The sequence below is a fragment of the Nitrospira calida genome, assembly GCF_976986435.1.
Map to the genome: position 1 here is coordinate 57,649 of NZ_OZ335950.1, position 25,034 is coordinate 82,682.

General features: G+C 63.1%; 25 protein-coding genes and 2 pseudogenes. 18 read left to right on the forward strand and 9 right to left on the reverse strand.

Features of this window, described 5'->3' with window-relative positions; genetic code table 11:
• Positions 1–8: 8 nt before the first annotated feature.
• The 13 genes and pseudogenes from ACWHTU_RS00350 to ACWHTU_RS00410 all read left to right on the forward strand — a co-directional run bounded on the left by ACWHTU_RS00350 (position 9) and on the right by ACWHTU_RS00410 (position 8,567).
• Positions 9–236, forward strand: a complete 228-nt coding sequence (locus ACWHTU_RS00350) for a hypothetical protein (protein ID WP_447860961.1) — start codon at positions 9–11, stop codon at positions 234–236.
• On the forward strand, positions 233–442 hold the full coding sequence (locus tag ACWHTU_RS00355; protein WP_447860962.1) for a hypothetical protein: 210 nt from the start codon (positions 233–235) through the stop codon (positions 440–442). The genes ACWHTU_RS00350 and ACWHTU_RS00355 overlap by 4 nt, the downstream gene beginning before the upstream one ends.
• Positions 442–2,721: a phage tail protein gene (locus ACWHTU_RS00360; RefSeq protein WP_447860963.1), complete on the forward strand. Its 2,280-nt coding sequence runs from the start codon at positions 442–444 to the stop codon at positions 2,719–2,721. The genes ACWHTU_RS00355 and ACWHTU_RS00360 overlap by 1 nt, the downstream gene beginning before the upstream one ends.
• Positions 2,722–2,789: 68 nt before the next feature.
• A complete protein-coding gene (locus tag ACWHTU_RS00365; RefSeq protein ID WP_447860964.1) occupies positions 2,790–3,380 on the forward strand; it encodes a hypothetical protein in 591 nt (196 codons plus the stop codon).
• A gap of 4 nt (positions 3,381–3,384) precedes the next feature.
• A complete protein-coding gene (locus tag ACWHTU_RS00370) occupies positions 3,385–3,735 on the forward strand; it encodes a DUF2793 domain-containing protein (protein ID WP_447860965.1) in 351 nt (116 codons plus the stop codon).
• 68 nt (positions 3,736–3,803) lie between these two features.
• Positions 3,804–4,106 carry a DUF6127 family protein gene (locus ACWHTU_RS00375; protein WP_447860966.1) on the forward strand — a complete coding sequence of 101 codons (303 nt, stop codon included), beginning with the start codon at positions 3,804–3,806 and terminating at the stop codon, positions 4,104–4,106.
• Positions 4,103–4,579 carry a hypothetical protein gene (locus tag ACWHTU_RS00380; protein WP_215870519.1) on the forward strand — a complete coding sequence of 159 codons (477 nt, stop codon included), beginning with the start codon at positions 4,103–4,105 and terminating at the stop codon, positions 4,577–4,579. The genes ACWHTU_RS00375 and ACWHTU_RS00380 overlap by 4 nt, the downstream gene beginning before the upstream one ends.
• The gene (locus ACWHTU_RS00385) at positions 4,576–5,088 is read left to right on the forward strand and encodes a lysozyme (protein WP_215870518.1); all 513 of its coding nucleotides are present in this window, start codon (positions 4,576–4,578) and stop codon (positions 5,086–5,088) included. The genes ACWHTU_RS00380 and ACWHTU_RS00385 overlap by 4 nt, the downstream gene beginning before the upstream one ends.
• Before the next feature lie 70 nt (positions 5,089–5,158).
• On the forward strand, positions 5,159–5,359 hold the full coding sequence (mads1, locus tag ACWHTU_RS00390) for a methylation-associated defense system helix-turn-helix domain-containing protein MAD1 (RefSeq protein ID WP_215870523.1): 201 nt from the start codon (positions 5,159–5,161) through the stop codon (positions 5,357–5,359).
• A gap of 55 nt (positions 5,360–5,414) precedes the next feature.
• Positions 5,415–6,503 (forward strand): DNA cytosine methyltransferase, encoded by a 1,089-nt coding sequence (locus tag ACWHTU_RS00395; RefSeq protein WP_215870517.1) that lies wholly within the window; start codon positions 5,415–5,417, stop codon positions 6,501–6,503.
• A gap of 13 nt (positions 6,504–6,516) precedes the next feature.
• On the forward strand, positions 6,517–6,969 hold the full coding sequence (locus ACWHTU_RS00400; RefSeq protein ID WP_447860967.1) for a very short patch repair endonuclease: 453 nt from the start codon (positions 6,517–6,519) through the stop codon (positions 6,967–6,969).
• Positions 6,966–7,289 (forward strand): annotated as a pseudogene (locus ACWHTU_RS00405) (nuclease-related domain-containing protein); the annotation flags it as partial. The gene ACWHTU_RS00400 and the pseudogene ACWHTU_RS00405, both read left to right, overlap by 4 nt.
• Positions 7,290–7,598: 309 nt before the next feature.
• Positions 7,599–8,567: an AAA family ATPase gene (locus ACWHTU_RS00410; protein WP_447863284.1), complete on the forward strand. Its 969-nt coding sequence runs from the start codon at positions 7,599–7,601 to the stop codon at positions 8,565–8,567.
• Positions 8,568–8,575: 8 nt separating this feature from the next.
• Here ACWHTU_RS00410 and ACWHTU_RS00415 read toward each other — a convergent pair whose 3' ends face one another.
• The 9 genes from ACWHTU_RS00415 to ACWHTU_RS00455 all read right to left on the reverse strand — a co-directional run bounded on the left by ACWHTU_RS00415 (position 8,576) and on the right by ACWHTU_RS00455 (position 22,034).
• Positions 8,576–10,285, reverse strand: coding sequence for a hypothetical protein (locus ACWHTU_RS00415; RefSeq protein WP_215870514.1), 1,710 nt, complete (start codon positions 10,283–10,285; stop codon positions 8,576–8,578).
• A 12-nt stretch (positions 10,286–10,297) separates the two neighbouring features.
• A complete protein-coding gene (locus ACWHTU_RS00420; protein WP_215870513.1) occupies positions 10,298–13,342 on the reverse strand; it encodes a helicase-related protein in 3,045 nt (1,014 codons plus the stop codon).
• A 49-nt stretch (positions 13,343–13,391) separates the two neighbouring features.
• Positions 13,392–14,546, reverse strand: coding sequence for a sigma-70 family RNA polymerase sigma factor (locus tag ACWHTU_RS00425; RefSeq protein ID WP_215870512.1), 1,155 nt, complete (start codon positions 14,544–14,546; stop codon positions 13,392–13,394).
• Between the two features lie 22 nt (positions 14,547–14,568).
• Positions 14,569–15,273: a hypothetical protein gene (locus ACWHTU_RS00430; RefSeq protein WP_215870511.1), complete on the reverse strand. Its 705-nt coding sequence runs from the start codon at positions 15,271–15,273 to the stop codon at positions 14,569–14,571.
• A gap of 14 nt (positions 15,274–15,287) precedes the next feature.
• Positions 15,288–15,659 carry a M48 metallopeptidase family protein gene (locus ACWHTU_RS00435; RefSeq protein ID WP_215870510.1) on the reverse strand — a complete coding sequence of 124 codons (372 nt, stop codon included), beginning with the start codon at positions 15,657–15,659 and terminating at the stop codon, positions 15,288–15,290.
• Positions 15,659–18,598 carry a type I restriction endonuclease subunit R gene (locus ACWHTU_RS00440; protein ID WP_215870509.1) on the reverse strand — a complete coding sequence of 980 codons (2,940 nt, stop codon included), beginning with the start codon at positions 18,596–18,598 and terminating at the stop codon, positions 15,659–15,661. Before ACWHTU_RS00440 ends, ACWHTU_RS00435 begins: the two co-directional genes overlap by 1 nt.
• Positions 18,595–19,632 carry a restriction endonuclease subunit S gene (locus ACWHTU_RS00445; protein ID WP_447860968.1) on the reverse strand — a complete coding sequence of 346 codons (1,038 nt, stop codon included), beginning with the start codon at positions 19,630–19,632 and terminating at the stop codon, positions 18,595–18,597. Before ACWHTU_RS00445 ends, ACWHTU_RS00440 begins: the two co-directional genes overlap by 4 nt.
• Before the next feature lie 233 nt (positions 19,633–19,865).
• On the reverse strand, positions 19,866–21,704 hold the full coding sequence (locus ACWHTU_RS00450) for an N-6 DNA methylase (RefSeq protein WP_215870508.1): 1,839 nt from the start codon (positions 21,702–21,704) through the stop codon (positions 19,866–19,868).
• Positions 21,705–21,824: 120 nt separating this feature from the next.
• Complete coding sequence (locus ACWHTU_RS00455) at positions 21,825–22,034, reverse strand: helix-turn-helix transcriptional regulator (protein WP_215870507.1); 210 nt, start codon at positions 22,032–22,034, stop codon at positions 21,825–21,827.
• A gap of 225 nt (positions 22,035–22,259) precedes the next feature.
• Between ACWHTU_RS00455 and ACWHTU_RS00460 the strand changes: the two genes are divergently transcribed.
• The 5 genes and pseudogenes from ACWHTU_RS00460 to ACWHTU_RS00480 form a co-directional block, all read left to right on the forward strand.
• Positions 22,260–22,724 carry a helix-turn-helix domain-containing protein gene (locus ACWHTU_RS00460; RefSeq protein ID WP_215870506.1) on the forward strand — a complete coding sequence of 155 codons (465 nt, stop codon included), beginning with the start codon at positions 22,260–22,262 and terminating at the stop codon, positions 22,722–22,724.
• On the forward strand, positions 22,725–23,297 hold the full coding sequence (locus ACWHTU_RS00465; protein ID WP_447860969.1) for a PIN domain-containing protein: 573 nt from the start codon (positions 22,725–22,727) through the stop codon (positions 23,295–23,297). It begins immediately after the preceding gene.
• 422 nt (positions 23,298–23,719) lie between these two features.
• A complete protein-coding gene (locus tag ACWHTU_RS00470; protein ID WP_447860970.1) occupies positions 23,720–24,280 on the forward strand; it encodes a Panacea domain-containing protein in 561 nt (186 codons plus the stop codon).
• 3 nt (positions 24,281–24,283) lie between these two features.
• On the forward strand, positions 24,284–24,580 hold the full coding sequence (locus tag ACWHTU_RS00475) for a hypothetical protein (protein WP_447860971.1): 297 nt from the start codon (positions 24,284–24,286) through the stop codon (positions 24,578–24,580).
• 72 nt (positions 24,581–24,652) lie between these two features.
• Positions 24,653–25,033: pseudogene (locus ACWHTU_RS00480) on the forward strand (putative toxin-antitoxin system toxin component, PIN family); the annotation flags it as partial.
• Between the last annotated feature and the right edge of the window lies 1 nt (position 25,034).

Here is a 25,034-nt window from a genome sequence, read left to right on the forward strand (position 1 = left end):
TCGATTGCATGTGGTACCTCGCCGTCATCGTCGTCGCCGCGCTGGTCTCCGTCGCCCTCGCGCCCAAACCGCCCGCCCCGAAACCCGCCGAACTCTCCGACCTCGACGCGCCCACGGCCGAGGAGGGGCGACCGATCCCGGTCGTCTTCGGCGCGGTGCTGCTGCGCGGCGCCAACGTCGTGTGGTACGGGGATCTTTCGGCCGAACCGATCAAGAAGAAGGGCGGCAAGAAATGAGCAAGGACGTGACCGTCACCATCGCCCACGTGCGCGCCGCGGGGCTCTGCGTGCACGGCACGCGCACCTGGTTCGCGCGCCAAGGCCTGGACTTCCGTGACTTCCTCGCCCGGGGGCTGCCCGCCTCCGTGCTGCTGGCCACCGGCGACGCGATGGCGCATCGCGTGGTCGAGGTCGCGCAGGCCTGCCATGAGGAGCCGCGCTGATGGGCGGCCGCCGCAAGAAGCAGACCGTCGGCTACCGCTACCGCATCGGCATGCACCTGGTGCTGTGCCAGGGGCCGGTGGATGCGGTGCAGGAGATCCAGATCGGCGATCGCACCGCCTGGGGCGATGCGAGCCGCGCGCCGCTGCCGAGCGGCCATGGGCTGGGCCGCCTGCGCATCGATCGGCCCACGCTCTTCGGCGGCGACGAACGCGAAGGCGGCGTGGTGGGCGACCTCGACGTGCTCGCAGGCAGTACCGCGCAAGGTCGCAACGACTACCTGATGAGCCGCCTGGGCGCGGCCATCCCGGCGTTTCGCGGGGTGTTGTCGATCGTGGCACGCAAGATCCTGTTCGCCGCGAACAACCCCTACCTCAAGCCCTGGGCGGTGCGGGTGCGGCGCTTCACGGCGGGCTGGCACGACGAACCCTGGATGCCCTGGAACGCCGAGGTGCGGACCTGGGATGCCGACACCGGCACCTCTCTCACCGTCGGCATGAACCCGGCCCACATCCTGGTGCAGTGCCTCACCGACCCGCACTGGGGCATGGGCTATCCGCAGAGCACGCTGGGCGCGAGCTTCTGGAACGCGGCCTGGGCGCTCGACGCCGAAGGCTTCGGCCTGAACCTGGTCTGGACGCGCCAGCAGCCGATCGAGGCCTTCATCGCCCAGGTGCTCGACCACGTCGGCGGCATCCTCTACCTCGACCCCGAACGGGGCCGCTTCGAACTCAAGCTCCTGCGCGACGATTACTGGATCGAGGGCCTGCCGCTCCTGGGCCCCGACGAGATCGTGCGTATGGAGCGCTTCGAGCGCGCGCAGTGGGGGGAACTGCCCAACGAGATCACCGTGGTCTACACCGACTGGGCCACGGGCAAGGAAGCCACCGTCACGGTGGAGAACCTCGCCGCGATCCAGCTGCAAGGCGGGGTGATCAACCAGCGGCGCGACTATCCGGGCGTGAACTTTGGTCCGCTGGCCGCGCGGCTGGCGCTGCGCGACCTGCGCGCGCTGGGCTCGCCCCTGGCGCGCATGACGCTCACCGTCGCCCCCGGCGCCCTGGAGCGCCCGCCCCTGCCGGGGGACGTGTTCCTGCTGCATTGGCCACGCCTCGGCATCGAGCGCATGGTGGTGCGCGTCACCGGCATCGACACCGGCACGCTGGGCGCCACCGAATGGCGCATCGAGGCCGTGGAGGACGTCTTCGGCATGGGCCAGACCGTGCTCACGCCCACCCCACCGCGCCTCGAGGAGCCGCCGCTGGAACCGCTGCCGCCGGCCCTGGTGCTGGCGGTCGAGGTGCCGTACTGGGAACTCGCGCGGCGGCTGTCGCGGGCCGATCTCGACTACCTCACCGACACCGACACCTACGTGGGGGCCTTGGCCTGCGCGGGCGGCTCGGGGCAGTTGAACTGGCAGCTCGCCACCGGGCCCGCGAGCGGTGAGCTCGAGGCAGTGGCCCCGGAGGACTACGCGCCCTTGCTCACGCTCGGCCAGGCGCTGCCGGCGAGCGAAGCCGATGCGCTGGCCGTGCCGGTGACGGCCCTGGCCCAGCCCGAGCGCCTCGCGGTCGGCGACTACGCCTACCTGATCGACGCCAGCGGCGCGATCCGCGAAGCCGTGGCCATCATCGCCTTCGATGCCACCGCGGGCACGGTGGATCTGGCCCGCGGGGTGCTCGACACCACGCCGCAGATGCATCCGGCCGGCACGCGGCTGGTGGGCGTGGGCGAGTGGCTGGCAGCAGAGACCATCGAGCGCGCGCCGGGCGAGTCGGTGTTCGTCGCCGCCATCCCGCGCACGGCCAGCGCCGAAGGGGATGCGGTGCTGGCTGCCAACGGTGCGCCCCTCGTGCTCGCGGGCCGCCAGGCGCGGCCGTATCCGCCGGGGCGAGTGCGGCTCAACGGCCAGCGCGAGCCCGCCGTGGTCGCCGGCGACCTCACCCTCACCTGGGCGCACCGCGACCGCACCCTGCAGACCGCCTACCTCGTGCGCCAGGACGAGGGCGACATCGGCCCCGAACCCGGAACCACCTACGCAGTACGCCTCCGTGACCGCAACGGCACCCTCGTGCGCAGCGAGACCGGCCTCACCGGCAACACCTGGACCTGGGACCTGGCCAGCGCCGCCCTGGACGCCGGCGTCGCGGGCGACCGCGTCACCGTCGAGATCGAGGCCGAGCGCGACGGGCTCGTGAGCTGGCAGGCGCAGGTGCGCACCGTCGAGCGCGCCGGCTACGGCTTGCGCTGGGGGCAGCACTGGGGCGGGGTGTCGCCATGATCGCCGGGCCGTCCCAAGATCATGGCGCGCCCCCTTGGGGGGGCAGCCGCCCAGCGGCGGGGGCAGCGATGAGCCCGCCGCGCATCGACGCGCACCTCTTGACGCTCGATGAGCCGACCGAATGGCGCGAGGCCTGCATCGCCAGCCTCGCCGGCGCGCCAATCCGCCTGCACCTGGTGCCCGGCATCCCGGGGCGTGTCGGGAGGGCCCGCGCGGCGGGCTTCGCGCGAGGGACCTTGCCGCTCGTGTCCTTCGTCGATCCCGACGACCGCTACGAGGCCGGCGCCTTCGCGCATCTGGCCGATGCGCTCGATGCCTGCCCGTCGGCGGTGCTGGCCTACACCGACGAAGCCCTGATCGACGAGCAAGGCCGCCCCGTCGGCGTGCGGCGGCTGGCCTACAGCGCCTTCCAGCACGCCCACTCGGCCAGCCACGTCCACGGCCTGATCGTGATGCGCCGCAGCGCCGTCGAGCCGGTGCTGACACGCATCGCCGATCTCGACGCCGGCGCCGAATGGCTGCTCACCCGCCTCGTGGCCAGGCAGGGCAGCGTGCTGCACCTGCCCCTCGTCGGCCGCCACTGGCGGCAGCACCCGAACCAACACCACCGCCGCGCTCTGCCTGACCGGCGGGCGATGACCCACCTCGAGAGGAGTTGAACCGATGCCACTGCTCGATCCGAACCTGGGCCTCGCCTACGGCTGGACGCTGGGCGAGTCCGGCTGGCACACCGGGATGGACGCGAACCTGAAGCGCCTGGGCGCCATCGTGGGCCTGTCGGTGACGAGCCGCACCGTGACCACGCCACCCGCAAGCCCCACCGACGGCGATCGCTACATCGTGCCGGCCGGTGCCACCGGCGCCTGGGCCGGCAAGGCCGACCAGATCGCGCTGTGGATCGACGGCGCCTGGGAGTACCACGCGCCCAAGGTCGGCTGGCTCGCCTTTATTGCCGCCGAGGACAGGCTCGCCGTCTACAAATCCTCTGGCTGGAGCGCCGGCGTTCCCATCTGACCCCGCACCCCGTCCGCCACCCCCGAACCCGCCCACGTGGCGGGTTTGTCGTTTTTGGAGACAAGCCCATGACCGAACCGACCCAGCCGCCCACCCTCGCGGAGAACACGCTGCTCCTGCGCCGCGAGGACTTCGAAGACCTGCTCGACCGTGCCGCCGAACGCGGAGCCGAGCGTTGCCTTGCCCATCTCGGGCTGGAGAACGGCCACGCCGCCCACGACATCCGCGAGCTGCGCGGCCTGCTCGAGGCCTTCAACGCCGCCAAGCACACCGCCTGGCAGACCGTGGTCCGGCTCGTCACCACCGGCTTCCTGCTGGCCCTGGTCGCCGGCGCCGTCATCAAGCTCAAGGTGTTCGGAGGTGACCAATGATCGAGACCCTGCTCGGCGGCCTCCTCGGCGGGGCCTTCCGCCTCGCTCCCGAAATCCTCAAGTGGCTCGACCGCAAGGGCGAACGCGGCCACGAGCTGGCGATGCAGGACAAGGCGCTGGAGTTCGAGAAGCTGCGCGGCGCCCAGCGCATGGCCGAGATCGGCGCTGCTGCCGATGCCGCGTGGAACGCCGGGGCCATCGAGGCGCTGAAGGAAGCCGTCGCCTCACAAGGGCAACGATCCGGCGTGCGCTGGGCGGATGCGCTGTCGTCGAGCGTGCGGCCGGTGATCACCTATTGGTTCATGGCGCTCTACTGCGCCGCCAAGACGGCAGCCTTCGTCGGCGCGATCGATGCGGGCGTGGAGTGGATTCCGGCCATCCAGGCCGCCTGGACCGAGGCCGATCAGGCGCTGTGGGCCGGCGTGCTCAACTTCTGGTTCCTCGGCCGCGTCTTCGACCGAGTGCGTCCATGATCGACGTGCCATTGGCTGCGGTCGGCCTGGCAAAGCGATTCGAGGGATTCCATCGGGTGCCCAAGCACGATCCGCAGCGCCGCGCGCACCCCTATATTTGCCCGGCAGGGTATTGGACGATCGGCTACGGACACCTTTGCAAGCCTGACCATCCGCCGATCACCGAGGATGAGGGCGAGATCTATCTGGCTCAGGATCTGCGAACCGCGCTCGCCGCCACACTGCGCTACTGTCCGGTGCTGGCGACGGAGCCCGAGGAACGGCTCGCGGCCATCGTGGACTTCACGTTCAACCTCGGCGCAGGGCGGCTGCAGACCTCGACTCTACGGCGCCGGGTCAACCAGCGCGACTGGTCGAGCGCTGCCAGGGAGCTGCGCCGGTGGGTGTATAGCGGCGGGAAGGTGCTGCCCGGGTTGGTAGTAAGGCGGAGTGCCGAGACCACGCTTCTACTCTCATCTAGACCTACGACCTCCGACTCGACCCCGCCTAATCAGGACAGTTCGGCATAAAACCGGTTTTAATCCCGCTGAAGCTATGGCAGAATCACTGATCATGGGTGTCTATGCTGTGGGAACCACCATGTCCGACCGATGGTTGTCCGTCGAGGAAATCGCCGAATACCTCGGGGTCAGCAGGGACACGGTCTATGCGTGGATCGGGAAAAAGGACATGCCGGCCCACAAAGTAGGGAGGTTCTGGAAGTTCAAGGCCGATGAAGTCGACGAATGGGTGCGATCCGGCAAGGCGTCGGAAGAACCCGACGATGCGTCGAGCCGATGATGGAGAGGAGCGTCACGGTGCCAAGCTCGTTCTGGCCGACCAAAGGAGATCATGAATGACGACCTTGGCCTGCATTGATTTGTTTTGTGGCGCGGGTGGGCTCACTCACGGTCTGACCTCAGAAGGGATTCCTGTGGTCGCCGGCATTGATGTCGATCCTGCGTGCCGCCATCCATTCGAAACCAACAACGGCGCCAGATTCATCGAAGAAGACGTCTCTCGATCGAAACCTGCGAAACTGCGGGCTCTTTTCGGCGACGCGGATATCCGCATCCTCGCCGGCTGCGCGCCCTGTCAGCCGTTCTCGACTTATGCCCAACGCTACGACACGGTGGGTAGCCCACGCTGGGCGCTGTTGTATGAGTTCGCGCGATTGGTCAAAGGTGTGCGCCCGGACATCGTCACCATGGAAAACGTACCGACGGTAGAGAAACACGAGGTGTATGGTGATTTCGTAGCCACTTTGGAAAAGCTCGGCTACAAAGTTTGGCACGATGTCGTGGACTGCTCTGGCTATGGCTTGCCTCAACGTCGACGTCGAATGGTGCTACTCGCATCGCGACTCGGCCCCATCGAACTCACCGAGTACACTCACAATCGCCCAGTGACGGTACGCGAAGCGATTGGCAAGCTCCCAGCGATCGCCGCAGGCGACTCTCTGCCGCGTGATCCGCTGCACGCGGCTTCCAAACTATCGAAACTCAACCTCGATCGGATCCGGGCATCGCGCCCTGGTGGAACATGGCGAGACTGGCCCAAAAGTCTGATTGCGGAGTGCCACCAGCGTGATACGGGGCGCACCTATCCCGGTGTTTACGGCCGCATGGTCTGGGACGAGCCTGCTCCCACACTCACCACGCAGTATTACGGCTTCGGCAATGGTCGCTTTGGTCACCCCGAGCAGGACCGCGCGATCTCGCTGCGTGAAGGTGCCATCTTGCAGGGCTTTCCGGGGGATTACTCCTTCGTCCCGGACGGTGCGCCGATCCAGTTCAAGGCCTTGGGGCGCATGATCGGCAATGCCGTCCCGGTGACACTTGGAAAAGTCATCGGTCGTAGCATCCTCCAGCATCTCGCCATTCAACCATCGATGACGGGCACAAAGGGGAAACGTGATGTCGCGCGTAACCCCCTCGTCGCGTGAGGCCAGTCGTCGTATGGCGCGTGTGCGCCAGCGCGGCACCGACATCGAGCTAGAACTTCGCAAGGCCCTTTACGCATTGGGTCTACGATATCGCCTGCAAGTACCACTACTTTCGAAACCGCGACGGGTCGCGGATATTGCTTTCCTGGGTCCGCGCGTCGCAGTGTTCGTCGATGGGTGCTTCTGGCACGGCTGCCCTCTACACGCCACTTGGCCCAAGGAAAACGCCGAATTCTGGCGAGCGAAGATCAAGGCCAATCGCGCCCGTGACGCCGACACCGATCGACGCCTTAGGGAGCTCGGCTGGGAAGTGGTGAGGATTTGGGCGCATGAACCACCCGCCGACGCAGCGTGTCATGTTTCCAAGATCGTCGAGACGCGGAAGCACAGGAAGCAAACGGCCACCACCACCGATCATCGATATCTCCGTCGGCCGCTACGAAAACCAAGCAAATCGAGCAAATGACGACCTTCTACCCCCGTGAGGCATCACCGAGCAGCCCGCGATCGGAGATCAAGGTGCGCGAGCGCTTGTCCACCGCTGATGATCTCGTCGTTTTCCATTCGGTTGCCTGGCAATCACGTCGTGGGGGCAAGCAGGGCGACGGCGAAGCCGATTTCGTCGTGCTGGCTCCCGACCTCGGCATCCTCGTTTTGGAGGTGAAGGGCGGCGGGATCGAAGCCATTGACGGCACTTGGTTTTCGACTGGGGGCGATGGAATCCGCCGTTCCATCAAAAACCCGTTCGATCAGGCGAAAGACTCCAAATATGCGTTGCTCAACTTCTTCAAGGCGGTCGATCCCACCCTGACACGGTATCCGATCGTGCATGCCGTCGTGTTTCCGGACATAGAAGTCACTCAGCTTCTCGGGCTCAATGCACCCAGAGAAATCGTCGTCGACCGTGTCGATCTGGCTCGGCCAATGGAGGCGATAGAACGGATATTCCGCCATTGGGGACAGAATCGAGCCTTGTCCAAGAGTGACGTCCAGCGGATCGTTGACCATTTGGCACCTACCATTCGAGTAAGACGCCTCCTGCGAGACGAAATTGGAGACGCCGGGCAAGCGTTGCTCGATTTGACGAGCGAACAGATGGTGGTGCTGCAAGCGATCAGACGCGTCAAGCGCGCCATGATCCTCGGGGGTGCCGGGACGGGGAAGACGGTGCTGGCCGTAGAGAAGTCGTGTCAGCTCGCTTCATCTGGTTTTCGCGTACTGCTGCTCTGCTACAACGCACCACTGCGACAGCATCTCGCGTCGACACTGCTTGGCTCGTCGGTCGACGTCGAGACCTTTCACAGCCTCGTACTTCGTGAGGCACGACGCGCCAAATCGAAGACCCCGTTCGACCCGACGAGCGAGTGGTACGAAATCGAAGCCCCTCGAATTCTGGGCGAGGCTGCCGCTCGCAACGGCACGCAGTACGATGCAGTACTGGTCGATGAGGCTCAGGATTTCGCCATGGAATGGCTTTCGGTGACACAATCTCTCGTTGCCGGCGATGGTCTTCTATACCTATTCGCCGACTCTCACCAAGATTTGTATCGACGAGGATGGTCGATACCCGAAGGACTGGTCGAACTCGAGTTGACCGTGAATTGCCGGAACACGGGTCCGATAGCTCGAAGGGTGGCCAGCATTTTCGACGATCGCCTCGATGGCAAGTTTGTCGATGGACCGGAGCCGAGGTTCGTGGAGGTGGACCGTCGAGAGCAGCTCGCACCCTACGTCGTCGGCCTGGTCGAGAGCATAGTCCTCGAAGACAAGATCGAGCCAACCCAGTTGATCGTCCTGACGGATTCCACATCGGTGGTCTCAGAACTGAGATCGACCGGCGTGGCTGGGCATCTATTCACCACACTGGACGGTCATGGTATCCCCGTCGAAACCGTTTACCGTTTCAAGGGGCTTGAACGTGACGTGGTCGTCCTTGCTTTATCGGATGCCGCGACGATCGAAGACCTTCGCGCCGTTGCTTATGTCGGGTTGAGTCGGGCGAAGGTGGGTCTCTATGTCGTTGCCAGCCGGAAGATCAAAGACGCCATTGTCTGGGGCCAATGAACCGAGGCTCATGGGCTGCGCAGATACCCAGTTTGTCCGAAAAGTGTCAGGCGGCTCAAATACCGATTGAAATAGCGGCAGGAAGGCTCTCCGACATGAAGGCAAGCCATGCAAGCCGCCCCGGCGTCGGAGCAACCCGGATCCAATGCGCAACGATGCTCGTCATACACGATGGCGTCGAGCAGGCGGTGCAGTTCGGTCTCGAAAACGGCTTGAAGTCCTCCCAACACGAAGTCGCCCCGCGCGGCAGCGTAGATGAAGAACCCCAGATGCAGGGGAAGCAGTAGCTCTGAAAGGGCATTTCTGTCGATGCCGGCGTGAACGGCGGATATCCTCAGGAAACGGTGCGCATAGGAATGGACCAATTCGAGTAGTGCAGCGCCGACGGACCCGTCCTTCTCGTCCGTCGACGACGGGATGCGTGCTGCCTCCAGGATGGCCGTTCGAGCCGATCGTTCGTCGTGCCACTCGGTGAGTGGATGACCTGTATCGACCAACCATTTCGCGACCCGCATCGGATCCAACCTGACGAACAGAGCCTCCGTCTCGGCGATGTCCGCGTACACCTTATAACCTTGCCCATGGCGCCCCTTGTATGGGACGAGCCGCCCCTTGCCAGGCTCGTGGTCACCTCGCGTATAGCCGAAGTGCCCCGTGAGCACGGGGAAACGCTCGATCAGGTCGACTGCGCACAATCCCGCCGAACGCAGCGCATGCGCATATCGCACGCGGTAGAGTAGACCGAGCTCGCTGGAAGGATCGGTCGCCGCCACCAAATCGTCGATTCGGATCCTGGACTCCATGGTCGCCAGGGCGATGGTCACTGCTTGGGCCTCTGCATCCTCTCGTTGACCCGATGGCAGCACGATGTCTTCACTTTGCAGTGCTCCAGATGCCGTCCCGGCGATGTCGAGCATCTTATCGATGATCTCCGGGGGCAGCCCCTGCGCCTCCAGTTGCCGCCTCAGGGCTTCACGACTGGCTGGGACTTCTTCGACCGTCTTGGTCTTCATGCCATCCACGACCCAGCTCAACGCCTTGGGTGGCCCACCCGCTTCGGCGATTGCCCGTATGCGCTCCCGCGAAGGCGGATTGACGATCACCACGTTGCGGGGCGTGTAGACAGAAGACGCACGATGTGGCTGAAAGGCGAGATTGCCCTGACCACAATCGCACGGGACGTGTCCGAACCCTTTCCGGAGTTCTCGATCGCATACCGGACACTCGAATCGGATTTCGGTCGCGGAGGAAGTCCCAGGAAACACGATGCGCACCTGCCTGTGCTCGGGACACTTGGGGATCCACGGTGCTCGGAGTGTTCCACACTTGTCGTGATAGCCCACGAAGAACAGCTGCCCCTTCTGACCTTTTGCCCCGCAAGGACACGTCGCATCTGGCGTATCGTGTACCCTCTTGCAGGATTTGCAAATCCACGATTTCGGAAACGGCTCCACTTCGACGCCGTTATTCTCGTCGAGCGTCAACACTGTGATGGGTGCGCCCGCGTGCAAATGGGCGACGAAACCGGCGTCCATTCCCACTGCACTCCACGGCGTCGCCTGCCGGATGATTTCCCGCCGAAGCGATGCCGAATCGATCTCGCTGCGAACCTTGGGATGCCGCCAGTCCTTGACTCTCCACACTCCGCCGCGCAGGTCGACGGTCTGTTCCGGAAGGAATCCGAAGAGGATCTGGGAAGCGCTTCTCGATTCTTTCACTTTTCTCCTCCTTCAGACCCTGGTCCCGATGACCGGAACCTGCTTCTCGACGTCCCGCAGCGACAGCATGGGTGGACCAGACGGCGACAGATCGGAAGGGAAACGCGCGTCATTGGGTGGCACGAGGATGTTGTGGCGTAACTCGTCGAACCATACTCGCAGGTCCTTTCTCAACGGCTCGTCGAGCTCGCTCTGCAAACCAAGCGCTTCGATCAGTGCATCGAGTTCCACGTCGACGTCGAATTTCCCAGACGACACATAGTCCTTGAAAGTGCGCAAAGTCGTCAGAGCAGTTCCAGAAGACCCCTCATGGATTACCAGCAAGCGAGCCAGCTCCAAACCGGCAACGGTTCGGTCCAAGACTCGGCGGCTGCGCCTCGTAACCGGTATGGGTTCGACGAATCGGTCCCCTTGCTCGACGAATTGTCTGAAGGAGCGAAAGACCCCTGCGTCACGTTCCCGGCCGATTTTGTGGACGACGAACACGAGGCCCGGGAAGTGGCGTCCCACCCGGGCTGTGGCCTGGATGAATTCGGCTGCCGACAGCGGGATACCGAGCATCACCATCACGTTCAACCGATCGACATCCACGCCGTGGGACATCATCGAGGATGCTGATACGATGTGCAGTCGCTCTTCGAACGAGTCCTCGGGGCTCTGTAATCTTTCGAGTATCTCGCGCACTTCCGAGAAGTCGGTCTTTCCCGTGAGTGATGCAGTATTGATCGCACCAGGAACGAGCACCTGCGTTTCCATCGAGCGCATCACTGCCTCGAGGTCACGCAACGTATTCCCATAAACGACGTTCGTTCCATACAGAGAGAGCAACTCTGCCGAGAACTGCGGATCGATCCCGATATCGGCACACGTGGATACGGGATCTCGCGCCAGATCCCGCACAGCGATCTGCAACTCGGTCAGCAATCGATCGACCGTGTACTCGATGGTCACCCCCCGCGGCGCTATCGCCACGAACCGGCGCATCAAGCTTTCCGAATCCGCGGTCCAGAAGCCTCCGCCGACACGCGGTGGAGGAACGGGGAAAACACGCGCCGCACGCCGATACAGAACGTCTACCTGCTTTTCGTAACCCGTAAGTGTCGCGGAGGATGCAAGTACCTTTGGCTTCCTGCCGCAAAGTTCGTCCTGCAGCGCGTCGTACAAAGCCTCGTAGTGTGAGTCGACAGCCCCGAGACTGTCCCGCAGGAGGTGCAGTTCGTCCTGGAGTCGGAAGGACGGTCCATACTTATCCTCCTCCATGGGTAGCGCCTGGCGAGTCCCCCGACAACCGGGAACGAGGCATCCCGAAGGACGTGAACTCCTCGGGGCATAGGTGTATCCATGCCCTTCTTTGGAGCACACGCCCAAGGGAGCACCGACCATGCCGCGCATGGACGCCTGAAGGGAGATCGATGCCGCCTTGTCCAGGGTGCCGACGACCACCGTAGGTAGAAATCTGTAGATCTCCTCGTCGACCACGTATATCGGCAGAGCGTCACCATTCGCTACACAGGCCGTGTTTCCGCATCGGTGTTGGAGCCTCCATGTGCGCCTGTCGAAGTCCATCGTTATCGAACGCTCGTGACAGAAGGGGCAGTACTCCAGTACCTGGTATCGGCGCGGCATCTGGTCGTCGTCGGGATCCGGTTCGCCCGGCTTGGGGTTCTCGAGGATGCGATTGGGGGTTGCACCCTGCCCAACGAAGAACCCAAGTGAGAAACCATCTCCTGCCAAACCCATCTCGCGGCGTACCATCTCTGCCGAGGCGATTGCGTCGGCGAAACGCTGGGTCTGCTGTAGGGACAGCATCCTCAAAGGGAAACGACTCCACGCAGTGATCCCCGAAACTTTCCCGGTCATTCTGTCGTACAACGCAGCCGTCACCAAAAGGCCGAGGTACGTCTCCGTCTTGCCTCCGCCCGTCGCAAACCAGACGACGTCGACGACATCCGGCTCATGCTCCTTGTCCACGACCGACGAAAGGTTCGCGAGCAAGAACCCCGACTGGAACGGACGCCAGGAGTCATACTTGCCCCGGGCACTGAATGACATTGCGCGATTCATTCCGGTGAACGCGCGAAACAAAGCTTCGTCGGACTTCAATAGCTCAATGCCTTTCGCGAGTCGCTCACACTCTCGCTCGAATTCCTCGGCGGCCCTGGTCGCTTGTTGCTGCATCTCGGTCGACCATCTCTCTGCGTCCGCCCGATGTTCCAGTACATCGGCCGCCCAGTTGGCGCCTCCCCAACTCCTCAGCGCCGAAAGTAGAGCTTCCGCCGGCCCGATCGGATCGGCCGCCAAATCCATGAATCGCATGGTTGGCATCGGATCGTCCACGCTCCAGTACCGAGGTCTACGGCGGTCGACCGTGACCGCATCTTCCGTGACGATGGCTCCAGACTCGGTACGTACGCCGCAGTTGATGCCGTACGCCTCGATACACCTGTCGTATCTGAACGAATCCTCCAGTGCTTCGAGCATGAAAGGGAGCGTATCGAGATCCTCGACTCGCAACTCGCACTGGTAGAGCCGTGTGTCTTTGAAGTCCGGATGTTCCTTGGGGGAGCAATTGACCAGAGACACGCTCAGCTCATGATCACCGGACTGTCCGGTGTCGACTTCGACATCGATCCGCGCGGCGAGTCCGTCGCGCCCAGTCACGCTGGCCAGGGCGCTCGCGATCTCCTCCTCTCCATATCGATGTATCCCTATCCGTACCGGCACTTCGATCGCGAATCCAACGCGGACGGGCCCGGTCTTCTTCCATATCTTCGCCGACTTGTCCCACAGCCAAACCCGAAAACTCGTGACGACACGGAAGCGCCACGGTCCCGCCCCTCTGGGTTTGACCTTGATCCCGAATGCGCAGGGTTCTAGCCGTTCCCCCCGATCACCCCAGTCGCTTTCGGCCACGGCCTCGGCGGATTGCAATCTCCCCAACCAATACTTGCCTGACGGCTCGACCGTTAACACGTCGTCGCAGTCGCCCCTGCCGGCCAGGGTCATGCGCCTTGCCAACCAATCGACGAATTTCTCTCGAGCCGTTTCTGCGTTCATTCTCGTTCTCCTCTATGAAGCTCTGCCCTCGCCACACTCCCTGCACTCCTCACGAGTCCAGAAAATCGCGAAGCACATCTCCTCGACTTGGATGCCTTAGTCGACCGAGGGCTTTGGCTTCGATCTGCCGAATCCGCTCGCGGGTCAGACCGAACATCTGCCCAATTTCTTCCAGCGTCGCCCCGTGACCGGAATCACTCAAACCGAATCGGAGGCGTAACACTTTGCTCTCTCGCTCTTTCAGACCACTCAGGGCGCCGTCGATGCACCTCGCCAGATCGGCATGATCCAGATGCTCCTCCGGCGACGGGAGCCCGGAAACCAGCGTGTCCATCAGCGTGAGATCGTCATGCCCGTTGATCCTCTCGTCCAACGACGCAGGAACGAAGGCAGCGATCTGTTGTATGAAATGGACTTTGTCGATCGCCCAAGCGAGTTCGTCGGCGAGCTCGGCCATGCTCGTCCGTCGTTCTGGATGTGCTTGTCCCAAGAGTTTGTGTGCGCGTTTCAGCCTGAGCACGTCGTCATACACGTGTACCGGAAGACGTATCGTCGCTCCGCGATCGGCGAGAGACCTCGTGATCGACTGCCTGATCCACCATGTCGCATAGGTGGAAAACTTGTACCCGAGCGTATGATCGTACTTGTCCGCCGCGCGCATCAGTCCCATCACTCCCTCTTGGAAGAGATCATCCAGGCTGAGATCGGAAAGTCCGACATACGGCTTCGCGATGTGGAGCACGAGACGGAGATTCGCCATGATCATCGTCTCCTTCGCATTCCTACCTCGTTCGATTATCCTGTCGTGCTCCTCCGATGGGGGAACGCCTTCTTCAAGCTCACGTAGGGCGCGGCGACCGAGCTCCATCCGCCGCCCCAGTTCGACTTCTTCCTCGGCGGTCAGAAGCCTGGAGCTCAGACTGCGCAGCCTGACGTCGAGGCGTTCAAACGAACCATCGACGCCGGCGTCGACAGAGTCGACCTCATCGACGCTTGGGCCTTCGGTCTCATCCGGGTTCTCGGATTCATCCTCGACACTGATGCCGAGCGCATCAAGCTGCCGATAAACCTCTGCGCCTTCCTCGACGGTCAGCTGTCGTTTCTCGAGCAACCTCTCCACATGGGCCTTGGATAGAAAACCATCCAGTCGATCATGGTCCGCGACCAAGTCTCTGACGACCCTGTCTACCTTGGTTTCTTCCACGCCCCCTCCCACGCGTGCCTGCCTATCGGTTCCACACGACCCTACAGGCGAGATACTCACCGATCACCATGCGGACATCGATTCCGGTCTGCCAGTCGACCGCATACCTATAACGACCAGGCTGTACGATCAGCCACGCGCCAACTTGGACTGGAGGAACGAACTTTCCCAAGGCACGCAGGAAAGCGCGGCTTCCCAGCTCTGGCCATAACCACCGGGCTTCTCCCCCTATGCCTTCGAACTCCTGCCTCTCCGCCTCCGGCATCGCAGGAATTGCACGAACCGAGTAAGCATCGGGTTCGTCGTGCCAGGACTCGCTCAATTCGTAGGCGGCGTGCCCCTTCGCCAACTTGATGACGACATTGCGTACTCGCGCTTCATCGGGCTGCCACCAGGGACGGCCGGTGTCGTCATCCCTGCGACACGCCTCCAATTGAGCCGTGAGCCGACGATTCCTCGCCAGCGATCGCCTGACCTTTTCCCTCGCGTGCCCCCCGATATCGGTCGTTCCGGTCATGACGCACTCCAGCAGGCACGCCAGATATTCCTCGTCCAACGAGAAGCCCCCGTTGCACTCCCTACAGGCTTCGACGACCGGTAGGTTTTCGGGAAGCGGATCGTCCAGGAATACTCGCGATGGCACGTGGTCGACGGTTTCGGGAGGGCCACCACAATAGACGCAGCTTCCTTTCAGGCGCTCATCCACGAAGAGGTGTTTCGGGTCCACGTGTCGATTCCCTTTCAGTCGGTGTTGCCGCGCCGCACCACTTCCCAGCGACGCCAGCCGGGAACATGCGCGCTCATCAGCGCCTTGAACATCCTCCCATGGGTCGAGAAGCGCAAATGCAGGAGCTCGTGCACGATGACGTAATCCTGGAAGCGCTCATCCTTGTCGACGAGATCCGATGCGAGAGTGACGGTCCCCGCCGAAGAGCAGGAGCCCCACTTTCTATGCATCTCCTGCACCCGGATCACCTTGGGATTCACCCGCAGCGTCACCGCCCAGGCCAGGGCACGGCGCTTGAGCTCCTGGGCCGGATATAGCGAACCCTTTCGGGGCTCTGCGCGCCTTCTCGTCCCCGAGTCCCGACACGCTTCACCGCCGGCCTTCATCAGTCACCCTCCGCCAGCAGCAACTTGACCACCAGGTCGACGACCCGGGCGCGCTCGTCCTGGGACAGCTCGAGGAGCGGTTTGTAGAGTGCGGCACGAAAGCGACGTTGCTCGTCGGGATTGACTGCCGCGTTCGGGAAGCGTCCGAGCAAAGCCTCGGCCTCCCTAGCGATTTCCATGGCATTGATGCCGGCCCCTTGCAACGCGGCATCGCCGCGCAACGTCCAATAGATCGCAAAGGCGCGTGCCGCCAGGCCGCTCTCACGGGCCGTCTTGAGCGCCGCCTCTTTCTCGGCCGCGAGTTGGGCCAGCAGGTCCATCGCGGCCAGGCCGGTGGTCTTGCGCTCCTCGAGGTCCTTCAAGATGCGTTCCGCACGATCCTTCAACGGCTGCAGCACCGGAGCGGTCGCGGGGTCCTCGTCGATCTCCTGTTGTAGACCGCGTACGAGGTTGAACACTTTGCCTTCGTCGGATCCCTTCTCGCCACGCAACGATTCCAGCGTCTTGACGTCGAAGGTAACGCTCTTGGTCAGCCGCCCCAACCCCTCCTGTGTCGCGCTGCCTTCGATCAGCCGCCGGGTCTTGTAGGCGAGGTCGGCCACGAAGCCCACTTTGTCGGCGTAGGCGTTGCGGACTGCCGCGTAGAGCTGGCTCAGGTGTTTGTAGGTCGCGATGTGGTCGCGCAGTTCGGGCGATGGGGAGAGGATCTCCCACAGCGCCTCGATCTCCTTGTACGCCTCGAAGAAGGCCTTCCGGGCCTCGGGCGCGAGGAAGCGGCCATAGGCGAGCCGTTCCAGACGCTCGTCGGCGCTGCCGCCCTCGCCGGCGTCGAGGTAATCCGTCTCGGCCTGGGCGATCTTCTGTTGGAAGTCCTGGAGCAGGACGTCGAGGTCCTCGATCACCCCGCTCACGTCGCTGGAATCGAACTGCAGGGCCTTCTTGAGCTCGCGCAGCACGCCGACGAAGTCCACCACCAGGCCGACCCGCTTCTGCACGCCATTGGCATCGACGTAGGGGCGGTTCACGCGGGCAATCGACTGCAGCAGCACGTGGTCGCGCATCGGCTTGTCGAGGTACAGGCAGTAGAGCAGCGGCGCGTCGTAGCCGGTGAGCAGCTTGTCGGTGACGATGAGGATCTTGGGATCCTCCGCGGGCTTCTTGAACAGCAGTCGCACGTCCTCTTCCCGCTCGGGGGAGAGCTGGAGCTCCGCCACCAGGGGCCGGTCGATGGCGTCGGCCGCGTTCTCGGTGTAGACGGGCACCGACCACTCTGGCGGCAGCAGCTTGTCCAGCGCCTTCTTGTACTTGGCGCAGGCCTCGCGGTTGACCGCGACGAGGAAGGCCTTGTAGCCCAGGGGCAGGACGCTCTCCTTGAAGTGCTCCGCAACGAAGGCGGCCACCTTCTCAATGCGGTCGTCGGCCGTCAGGAAGGTGCGCAGTCCCACCGCGCGGTCCAGCACCTTGTTGAGCTCCTCGACATCGGTGACGCCTTCGCTGTCAGCCAGGGCGAAGAACTCCTTGTCGAGTCGATCTGCGGGCACCGTCATCGTGGAGGGTGCCATCACGTGCTTGATGGGCAGGGTGGTCTCGTCGGCGATGGACTCGGCGATCGAGTACTTGTCGAGGTAGCCCAGTTCGTCCTGGGCGCCGAAAATCTTGAATGTACCCTCACCCTGGGAGGTGCGGGCGATCGGTGTGCCGGTGAAGCCGATGATGGTGGCCTTCGGCACGGCCGCCATCAGGTAGGTGCCCAGGTCCTTGGCCACCGAGCGATGCGCCTCGTCGATGAAGACGTAGACGTTGTCACGCAGACAGCTGTCCTTCCGGATCGCTTCGAACTTGTGGATCATCGAGATGATCAGGCCCCGGAAGTCGGCGTCCAGCAACGCCTGGAGTTCGGCCTTGTTGTTGGCCCGCCGGACTGCGATGTCCTGCTGCTGCATCTCGCCGAGCAGGCGCTCGACCCAGCCCTTGAGCTGACCCTCCAGCTCGGTCCGGTCCACCACCAGGATGACCGTCGCGTTGGAGAAGCGGGCCTTGTCCTCCAGGATCTGCCGCGCTGCCGTCAGCAGCGTGAAGGTCTTTCCCGAGCCCTGGGTGTGCCAGATCAGCCCTCGGGTCTTGGCGGGGTCCAGGCAGCGGTCGAGGATGGCATCGATGGCGCGCCGCTGATGCTGGCGCAGGACGGATTTCCGCGTCTCGCCATCCTGGACATAGAACAGGATCCAGTGCTCCAGCGTGCGCAGGAAGTCGGTGCGCTCGAAGAACGACTGCACGGCGAAGCGGTAGCTCTCCTCCGGCATCTGCTTCCAGCGCGCCATGTCGCGCCGGTTCACGTTCCAGGTCACGCCGTACCAGTAATCGAGCAGGTGGGTCACGTTGAAAAGCTGCGGTGCCGCCAGCAGCTCCGGCGTCTCCAGCTCGTAGCGGCGCAGTTGCTTGATTCCCCGCTCGATCGCATCACCGTCTTTCGGGTTCTTGTGCTCGACGATGCACACGGGCACGCCATTGATGACGAACATCACGTCCGCGCGGTTGCCCTTGCGAGCCGGCGGCTTGATCTTCCACTCCCAGGTGACATGAAAGGCGTTCGTCTCGACGTGCTCGAAGTCGATGAGCTGGACGCGGCGATGGCGTTTCTCGGTATCGTCGTACCACTGCCGCTCGCCGCGCAGCCACGCCAGCAACTCGCGGTTGCCGTCGATGGTGGCTGGCAGGGCATCCAATGTCTCGACGATCGAGCGCGCCGCATCCGCCGAAAGCCATGGGTTGAATTCGAGGATCTTCCGCTCCAGCACGCCGCGGAACAGGTTGGAGGATTCGTCGCCGCGCCGCGTCAATGCTTCGAAGGGCGTGAGCGGCTCCCAGCCGATCTCCTCGGCGTGCTTGACCATGGGGAACTGCACGCTGCCGGCCTCGCTGATCTTGAGGGTACTCATGCCACGACCTCCTCGGCTTCGGACTCGACGCGGTCCAGCACCGACAGGTCCAGTTCATCGACCCGGATCTCGCCCGTCATCAGCTTGTGCAGCAGAGCCTTGAACAGTTCTTCCAGTACCGCCCGCTTCTTGCGGTGCAAATCGATCTTGCGGTCGATGGCATCCAGAACGGCGACGATCTCGCGTTGCTCGTCTAAGGTCGGGGGGAACACGGCAGGAAACGCCTTCAGCTTCGTGCTATTGATGCAGGCAAGGTTGGTCGTTTTGTGCGCAACCTTCAGGAAATAGGCTTTACCGTAGGCACTTTGCGCCAAATAGGCGAAGAAGTCGGGTAGCAGCCTCCCTCTGTCCGTGCGCACTGCGAAGACGTGGTTCTGATGGACACACAAGTCCAATTCGCCGCGCCAAATGAAACCACGACCGAGTTTGTCAAAATCGCCGCCTTCCGTGAGGACCACATCACCTGGTTTGAGCCGGTAACGATCGATTTCAGAACGGCGGATCTTGATCTTCTTCATTTCGCTCAAGTCAAGGTGCCCGTCCTGGACATTCGCAACGCGCAGGTACGGTACTTCGACTGTCTCCCCGTCCGAGAACCTCCTGCCTTTCGCTGCCCCCGTTTGCACCTCGGCACACTCGTCCAAGGGAGATGACACCCAAGAGTCAGGGACAGGGCCGAACTCTGTCTCCCTTTGGGGCTCGCCCCGCAGGCCGCGCGTGAACAGTTCGCGCATGGCAACGAGCTTGAGCTTCTGAGCTGCTTCAATCGTATCCTCACAGACACGCAGGAGGTCTTGAGTACGCCACAGCAAGCCCGCGATGGTTCGCTGCTCCTCGAACGAGAATCGTGGACGTTCAAACTGAGCAATGTGAGCCCAAGACGTACGTGGGTGGTGGGCCCCAGTGACCCCCGTAAGTGCATGCTCGACAAAGTCGGGATCATGCACGAGGCACGCGAGGAATCTGGGATCGACTCCGGGCTTGGCTCGCAGGACCAGCAGCTCAGTCGTGCAGACCCCATCCGTATCCGCCAAGATGGCCTTGTCGAGATACGGTCGCAGCTTTCCGTAAAGGATGTCGTTCCGGCGAAACGCGTACTTGTGGCTCTGGACATCGGCCGCGATACCGCCTCCCGAGCGGCGTAGCCGTCCAGGAGTGACATGTTCCAGACCGACGTAAAGTGCCTCAGGCACGTCTGCCGGATGGACCTGCTCAGATATCAGGTCGCATAGCTCGGCTAGAGTCGCGCTTCCAGTTTCCGTGCCGTTCATGCCAGCTTGCCCAGTTGCGCAAGGGCACCAGCCAGATCGCCCTCGAGTTTTTTCTCGGCATCCAGTAAAGCTTCGAATCGGCGTAGTAGCGCGCCGAGATCCGCCGATTCAGCACCAGAGGAGCCGTTTACCCACCGACTCGGACTCAAGTTGTAGTCCGCCTCCCGCGCCTGCTCGGTGGTGATCACCGCCACCTCGCCCTCGACCGGCTCGCCCTTGAGGTACATCGCCGCCAGCGGCCGGATGTCCTCCTCTGGCAGGTAGTTCTTGGGCCGGCCCTTCTTGAAGCGGCGGCTGGCGTTGAGCAGGACGATCTTGCCCTTGCGCGCGGCGGGCTTGCGCTTGGAGAGCACGACGATGACGCCGGCGGCGGTGGTGTTGTAGAAGAGGTTCTCCGGCAGCAGGATCACGCCGTCGATCAGGTCGCGGTCGACGAACCACTTGCGGATGTTGCGTTCCTTGTCCTCGTTCTTCGAGCCGGAGCCGCGCGTGACGGCACCTGTGTCGAGCACCACGGCGGCGCGGCCGTCGTCGTCCATGCACGCCAGGGTATGCTGCAGCCAAGCCCAGTCGCCCCTGCCGGTAGTGATGCCGCCGGCCGTGCGGAAGCGGTCGAACGGATCGTTGGCGAAGATGTCCGTGGCAAACGGCTGGTTCCACATGGGATTGGCGACGACGATGTCGTGCTGCTTGATGGTCCCGTCCGCGTTGCGGAATTTGGGATTGATCATCGTGTCGCCACGCGCCAGCTCCACCTCCATGTCGTGGATGATCGCGTTCATCTGCGCCACGGCGTAGCTCTCGGCCTGGAGCTCCTGGCCGGAGAGCTTGAGCGGCACCTTGCTGGTCGGGTCGAGTTCACGGGCGACGAGCTGCAGCTTGATCAGCAGGCCTGCCGAGCCGCAGGCATAGTCGTGACAGGTCTCGCCCGGCCTCGGCCGCATGATATGGGCCATCAGGAAGCCGACCTCGGTCGGCGTGAAGAACTCGCCCGCGCTTTGGCCCGAGCCTTCGGCGAACTTGCGCAGCAGGTACTCGTAGGCCCGTCCGAGGAAATCCGGCTGCACGTCGGCTAGCCCCAGCCGATAGCGCGGGTCGGAGAAGGTCTCCACCACGCCGCGCAGCTTGGCCGGGTTGATGTCGCGCTCGCCGTTCCGTTCGGCGGCGAAATCCACCACGTCGATGACGCCCGAGAGCGAGGGGTTCTGCTTGACCACCGCGCGCACGGCCTTGGTCAGGTGCTCGCCGATGTCCTTCGGCGCGGTGCTGCGCTTCTTGTCGTCGAGCGGCCAGTCATAGGGCTCGCGCCCGCTGATCACCGCCCAACGGGCTTCGGGCGGCAGATAGAACCGCAGCAGCGAGTGATCGGACTCGGCGATCTCGAGGGCAGTGGCGCGATCGCCGTACTCCTCGGCGAGGCGCTCGATCTCGTCGTCGAACACGTCCGACAGCCGCTTGAGGAACAGCAGCGGCAGCAGGTAGTCCTTGAACTTCGCCGCGTCCTTCTCGCCCCGGATGGAGCAAGCCGCGTCCCACAGCATCTGCTCCATGGGCTTGGTGGTGGGCGTCGCGGCTGTTGCGCGACGGCCGCGACGGCGGGAGACTTGGACGGCGGCTTCCGGGGCATCCTCGGCGGCTTCTTCCACCCCGGCCTCGCGGGCGAGCGCCATGATGGCCTCCTGCGCCGCGCGTTGGGGCTTGGTGTCACCGCCTTCCCAGCGGTTGACCGTGGCGAACGAGACCCCGAGCCGCTCGGCGAGCTGCTCCTGGGTGAGATCGAGCTTGGCGCGGATGGCGCGAAGCGTGGCGGGTAGAGTCGAAGATTGTTTTGTCATGTTTGCGATATTTGCAATATCGCAAACGCTTGTCAAGCCCTGTAATCCATTCCGTGCCTGACCTGTTCCGAAACGCCTTCACCTATTGGCAACTACCGACAAAACGCAACACGCTTCACTCTACTCGTTCGCCCTCGTGCCGCGGCTCTTGGTCGAGGTCGCCAGACACGATGCCTCGTAGGCTTCGATGTCGACCTGGCGGTAGAGCACCCGGCCGCAGAGCTTCAGGAACTTGGGCCCGATCCCCTCGCTGCGCCAGCGCTCCAGAGTCGCCTCGCTGACACCCCAGCGGGTGGCCAGTTGTCTCTGGTTGAGATGAACGACCTCCATCTTGGTCTCCTTCCGAACGAGTTGGCAGGTGTCCATGAAGGCGCTGTTCGGTCGGGGAGCCAAGTCGCCGGGCGTAGTGGTCCGCGCAATGGGTGTGAATGGGTGCGGATTGGCAGATGGCGGTCGCCCAACGCCGCCCGAGCATCGTTTCGGATATTTCGACTTTTCGTTTATTTCGGTTATACTTCCTCCCATGACACAAATCCATGTTTCCAGGAGGTTGCCATGACTACCCTCTCACCCGCCCATCCGCTGCCCACGGCAGAGGAGGTCGCTCTCGCCCGGGAGAGCGGCCGGGCCCTGTCCGCCTATCTGCAGACCCGTGCCGAGACGCAGCAGATCGAGATCTTCGACGACAAGGGCGCCGCCCACCCGGTTCGCGTCCCGGTGTCTGCGCTTCGCCTGCTGGTCGATGTCCTGACCGAGATCGGCGAGGGCAACGCAGTCAGCATCATCCCGATCCATGCCGAGCTCACGACGCAGGAGGCGGCGGACGTGCTCAACGTCTCGCGCCCGTTCCTGGTGCAGTTGCTGGAGCGCGGCGAGATCCCGTTCCACAAGGTCGGCACGCACCGCCGGGTCCGCTACCAGGACGTCATCGCCTACAAGGAGCGGATCGACACCGCGCGCGACAAGGCTCTCGACGCCTTGGCCGAGCAGGCGCAGGCGCTCAAGATGGGATACGAATGAATGAGCTCGCACTTCACCGTCGTCTACGACGCGTGCGTGCTCTACCCGGCACCGCTGCGCGACTTCCTGATGCGCTTGGCTCTGACGGACCTGTTCCGGGCACGTTGGTCGGACATGATCCACGATGAGTGGATACGCAACGTCCTGGCGCAGCGACCGGACCTCAAGCCGGAAGACCTGGAGCGCACACGCTCATTGATGAACGCCCACGTGCGGGACTGCCTCGTCGCCGGCTTCGAGCATCTGATCCCGTCCGTCGAACTGCCGGACCCGGACGACCGCCATGTGGTGGCCGCCGCCATTCACAGCGGCGCCAGCTTGATCGTGACGTTCAACCTGAAGGACTTCCCGGCTGAACAGCTCAAGCGCTACAACCTGGCCGCCCAGCACCCCGACGACTTCATCTTCGACCTGCTCGACCTGCACCCGGCGCAGGTATGTGAGGCAGCCGCCAACCATCGCCGGTCGCTGAAGAACCCGCCGAAGACGGCCGATGAGTACCTCGACACCCTGCTCAAGCAAGGCCTCACGCAGACGGTCGGCCTGCTGCGAGAGTGGAAGGTGGCGATCTGACGGACGCGGGTTCGATTCCGATATGGGAGTCGAACCGGCATCCGAAAACAGACGCGGTTGAACGGCCTAATCGGTGACCAATCTACGAGAAGAACCGCTCGACCATCTGACGATCACAGCCTGTCAACCCCCCACTTTTCGCAGTAGCCCGCAGGACTTATCAACTTGCCGGGACGCCGGTAACATGTCTTTTCAACGGCGTTTGGCGCAGGCTGCCGCCCCACCACCAAACAAAGAGGCTGCGCCAGTTCCATCGACTGGCGCAGCCTTTCCCCTTCATCTGAATCCTTGCCAGTCTCTCTTGGCTACCCCTATAATGCACCTGCTTGGATTAGTGCCTCAGGACTTCTTATCCGTAGTCTTGTGATTTTTCCGAATGATTGCTCGCTCGTTTCTCATTACCCCGGCGGGGGAGGGAAGGTATGGGGCGTGTGATCCCAGAGAATGTGAAACAGCCACTCGATCGAAACAAGCTGAAGGCGCTGGTCCATTACATCTGCTTTCAGTGTCACGACCCCTCGGTCTTAGGAGCGACGAAGCTGAACAAGATTCTCTGGTATTCGGATGTGATCGCCTATGCGACAGCCGGCGCATCGATCACCGGCGAGACATACACGAAACAGCAATTCGGCCCGGTTCCTCGACACATTCTCGGCATTATCGACGAACTTAAAGCTGAGGCGGCGCTTGCGGTACGGGAAGTCGAGTATTTCGGGAAGGTAAAGAAGGAGTATGTCGCGCTGAGGAAGCCGGATATTTCCATGTTCACGCCAGACGAGATCAGCTTGATCGACTCGGTGATCGACGTGGTGTGTCATAAGCATACCGCGGCGTCCATCAGCTTGGCCTCCCATGACGCGATCTGGAAATTGGCCGAAATCGGAGAAGAGATCCCGCTGTATGCAGCGCTGGCCTCGGAGCTTGGAGAAGTAACCGACGAGGATGTGAAATGGGCCAAACGAGTCTCAAGCAAGACGGCCTAGCCGATGGCTGTTGCCAGAACCGTCGTCATTGAACCGGCAGCGAAGGAGTACCTTGAGCAGGAAGAACAGAAAGATCCATTGCTGCGGAACGTCGTTCGAGCGCTTGAATGGCGCCTAGCGCGACAGCCCGAGATAGGCTACCGTGTCCCAGGTTTTACCCCGCCCCGGTATCTCGTCAGGTCCCAGCCCTACCGCCTCCCGGTCCCGCGGTTCTTAAGGCTCTTGTATCGCTACACCGAGGACGAAGTCGTTATCGAGTTCGCCCAGGTGGAAACAGCCGGCGAGGCCGATGAACGGTAGCAAGAGACCTGTTTCCATGCGGCGCTTTTAAAGACTCCCGGTACCTTTTGGGCCCCTCCGAATGTTCTCGTCTCCACCCTGCTTTTCACCAGTACTCCCTCACGATTGGTTCCGGCCTGGCAAGCCGGCCGCCTTTGCCCAGTCGTCTCAGCGGCCATCCTGGATGAGTACCTGCGCGTCTTCGCTTATCCGAAGTTTCGCCTCCGTGCAGCCGAGATCCGCGGGCTCCTTGAAGAGGAGGTGCTCCCCTTCATCGAGACCGTGCCAGCAAACCCGTCCCCGGTCTCGCTCCTTCGAGATCCGGACGACGCTAAATTTGTCGCCTGCGCGCTGGTCGCAGGCGTCCGGTGGCTAGTCAGTGGAGACGCCGACCTGCTCGACCTGCGGCACGTCGAATCGGTCGAGATCGTCACCGTGACGACCTTCCTCCAACACCTGAAGCGTTCGACGTAAC

Coding starts and splice junctions, on each gene's coding strand:
- ACWHTU_RS00350 (WP_447860961.1), top strand. CDS start 9: ATGTGGTACCTCGCCGTCATCGTCGTCGCCGCGCTGGTCTCCGTCGCC.
- ACWHTU_RS00355 (WP_447860962.1), top strand. CDS start 233: ATGAGCAAGGACGTGACCGTCACCATCGCCCACGTGCGCGCCGCGGGG.
- ACWHTU_RS00360 (WP_447860963.1), top strand. CDS start 442: ATGGGCGGCCGCCGCAAGAAGCAGACCGTCGGCTACCGCTACCGCATC.
- ACWHTU_RS00365 (WP_447860964.1), top strand. CDS start 2,790: ATGAGCCCGCCGCGCATCGACGCGCACCTCTTGACGCTCGATGAGCCG.
- ACWHTU_RS00370 (WP_447860965.1), top strand. CDS start 3,385: ATGCCACTGCTCGATCCGAACCTGGGCCTCGCCTACGGCTGGACGCTG.
- ACWHTU_RS00375 (WP_447860966.1), top strand. CDS start 3,804: ATGACCGAACCGACCCAGCCGCCCACCCTCGCGGAGAACACGCTGCTC.
- ACWHTU_RS00380 (WP_215870519.1), top strand. CDS start 4,103: ATGATCGAGACCCTGCTCGGCGGCCTCCTCGGCGGGGCCTTCCGCCTC.
- ACWHTU_RS00385 (WP_215870518.1), top strand. CDS start 4,576: ATGATCGACGTGCCATTGGCTGCGGTCGGCCTGGCAAAGCGATTCGAG.
- mads1 (WP_215870523.1), top strand. CDS start 5,159: ATGTCCGACCGATGGTTGTCCGTCGAGGAAATCGCCGAATACCTCGGG.
- ACWHTU_RS00395 (WP_215870517.1), top strand. CDS start 5,415: ATGACGACCTTGGCCTGCATTGATTTGTTTTGTGGCGCGGGTGGGCTC.
- ACWHTU_RS00400 (WP_447860967.1), top strand. CDS start 6,517: ATGGCGCGTGTGCGCCAGCGCGGCACCGACATCGAGCTAGAACTTCGC.
- ACWHTU_RS00410 (WP_447863284.1), top strand. CDS start 7,599: ATGGTGGTGCTGCAAGCGATCAGACGCGTCAAGCGCGCCATGATCCTC.
- ACWHTU_RS00420 (WP_215870513.1), bottom strand. CDS start 13,342: ATGAACGCAGAAACGGCTCGAGAGAAATTCGTCGATTGGTTGGCAAGG.
- ACWHTU_RS00435 (WP_215870510.1), bottom strand. CDS start 15,659: ATGAAGGCCGGCGGTGAAGCGTGTCGGGACTCGGGGACGAGAAGGCGC.
- ACWHTU_RS00440 (WP_215870509.1), bottom strand. CDS start 18,598: ATGAGTACCCTCAAGATCAGCGAGGCCGGCAGCGTGCAGTTCCCCATG.
- ACWHTU_RS00450 (WP_215870508.1), bottom strand. CDS start 21,704: ATGACAAAACAATCTTCGACTCTACCCGCCACGCTTCGCGCCATCCGC.
- ACWHTU_RS00455 (WP_215870507.1), bottom strand. CDS start 22,034: ATGGAGGTCGTTCATCTCAACCAGAGACAACTGGCCACCCGCTGGGGT.
- ACWHTU_RS00460 (WP_215870506.1), top strand. CDS start 22,260: ATGACTACCCTCTCACCCGCCCATCCGCTGCCCACGGCAGAGGAGGTC.
- ACWHTU_RS00465 (WP_447860969.1), top strand. CDS start 22,725: ATGAGCTCGCACTTCACCGTCGTCTACGACGCGTGCGTGCTCTACCCG.
- ACWHTU_RS00470 (WP_447860970.1), top strand. CDS start 23,720: ATGGGGCGTGTGATCCCAGAGAATGTGAAACAGCCACTCGATCGAAAC.
- ACWHTU_RS00475 (WP_447860971.1), top strand. CDS start 24,284: ATGGCTGTTGCCAGAACCGTCGTCATTGAACCGGCAGCGAAGGAGTAC.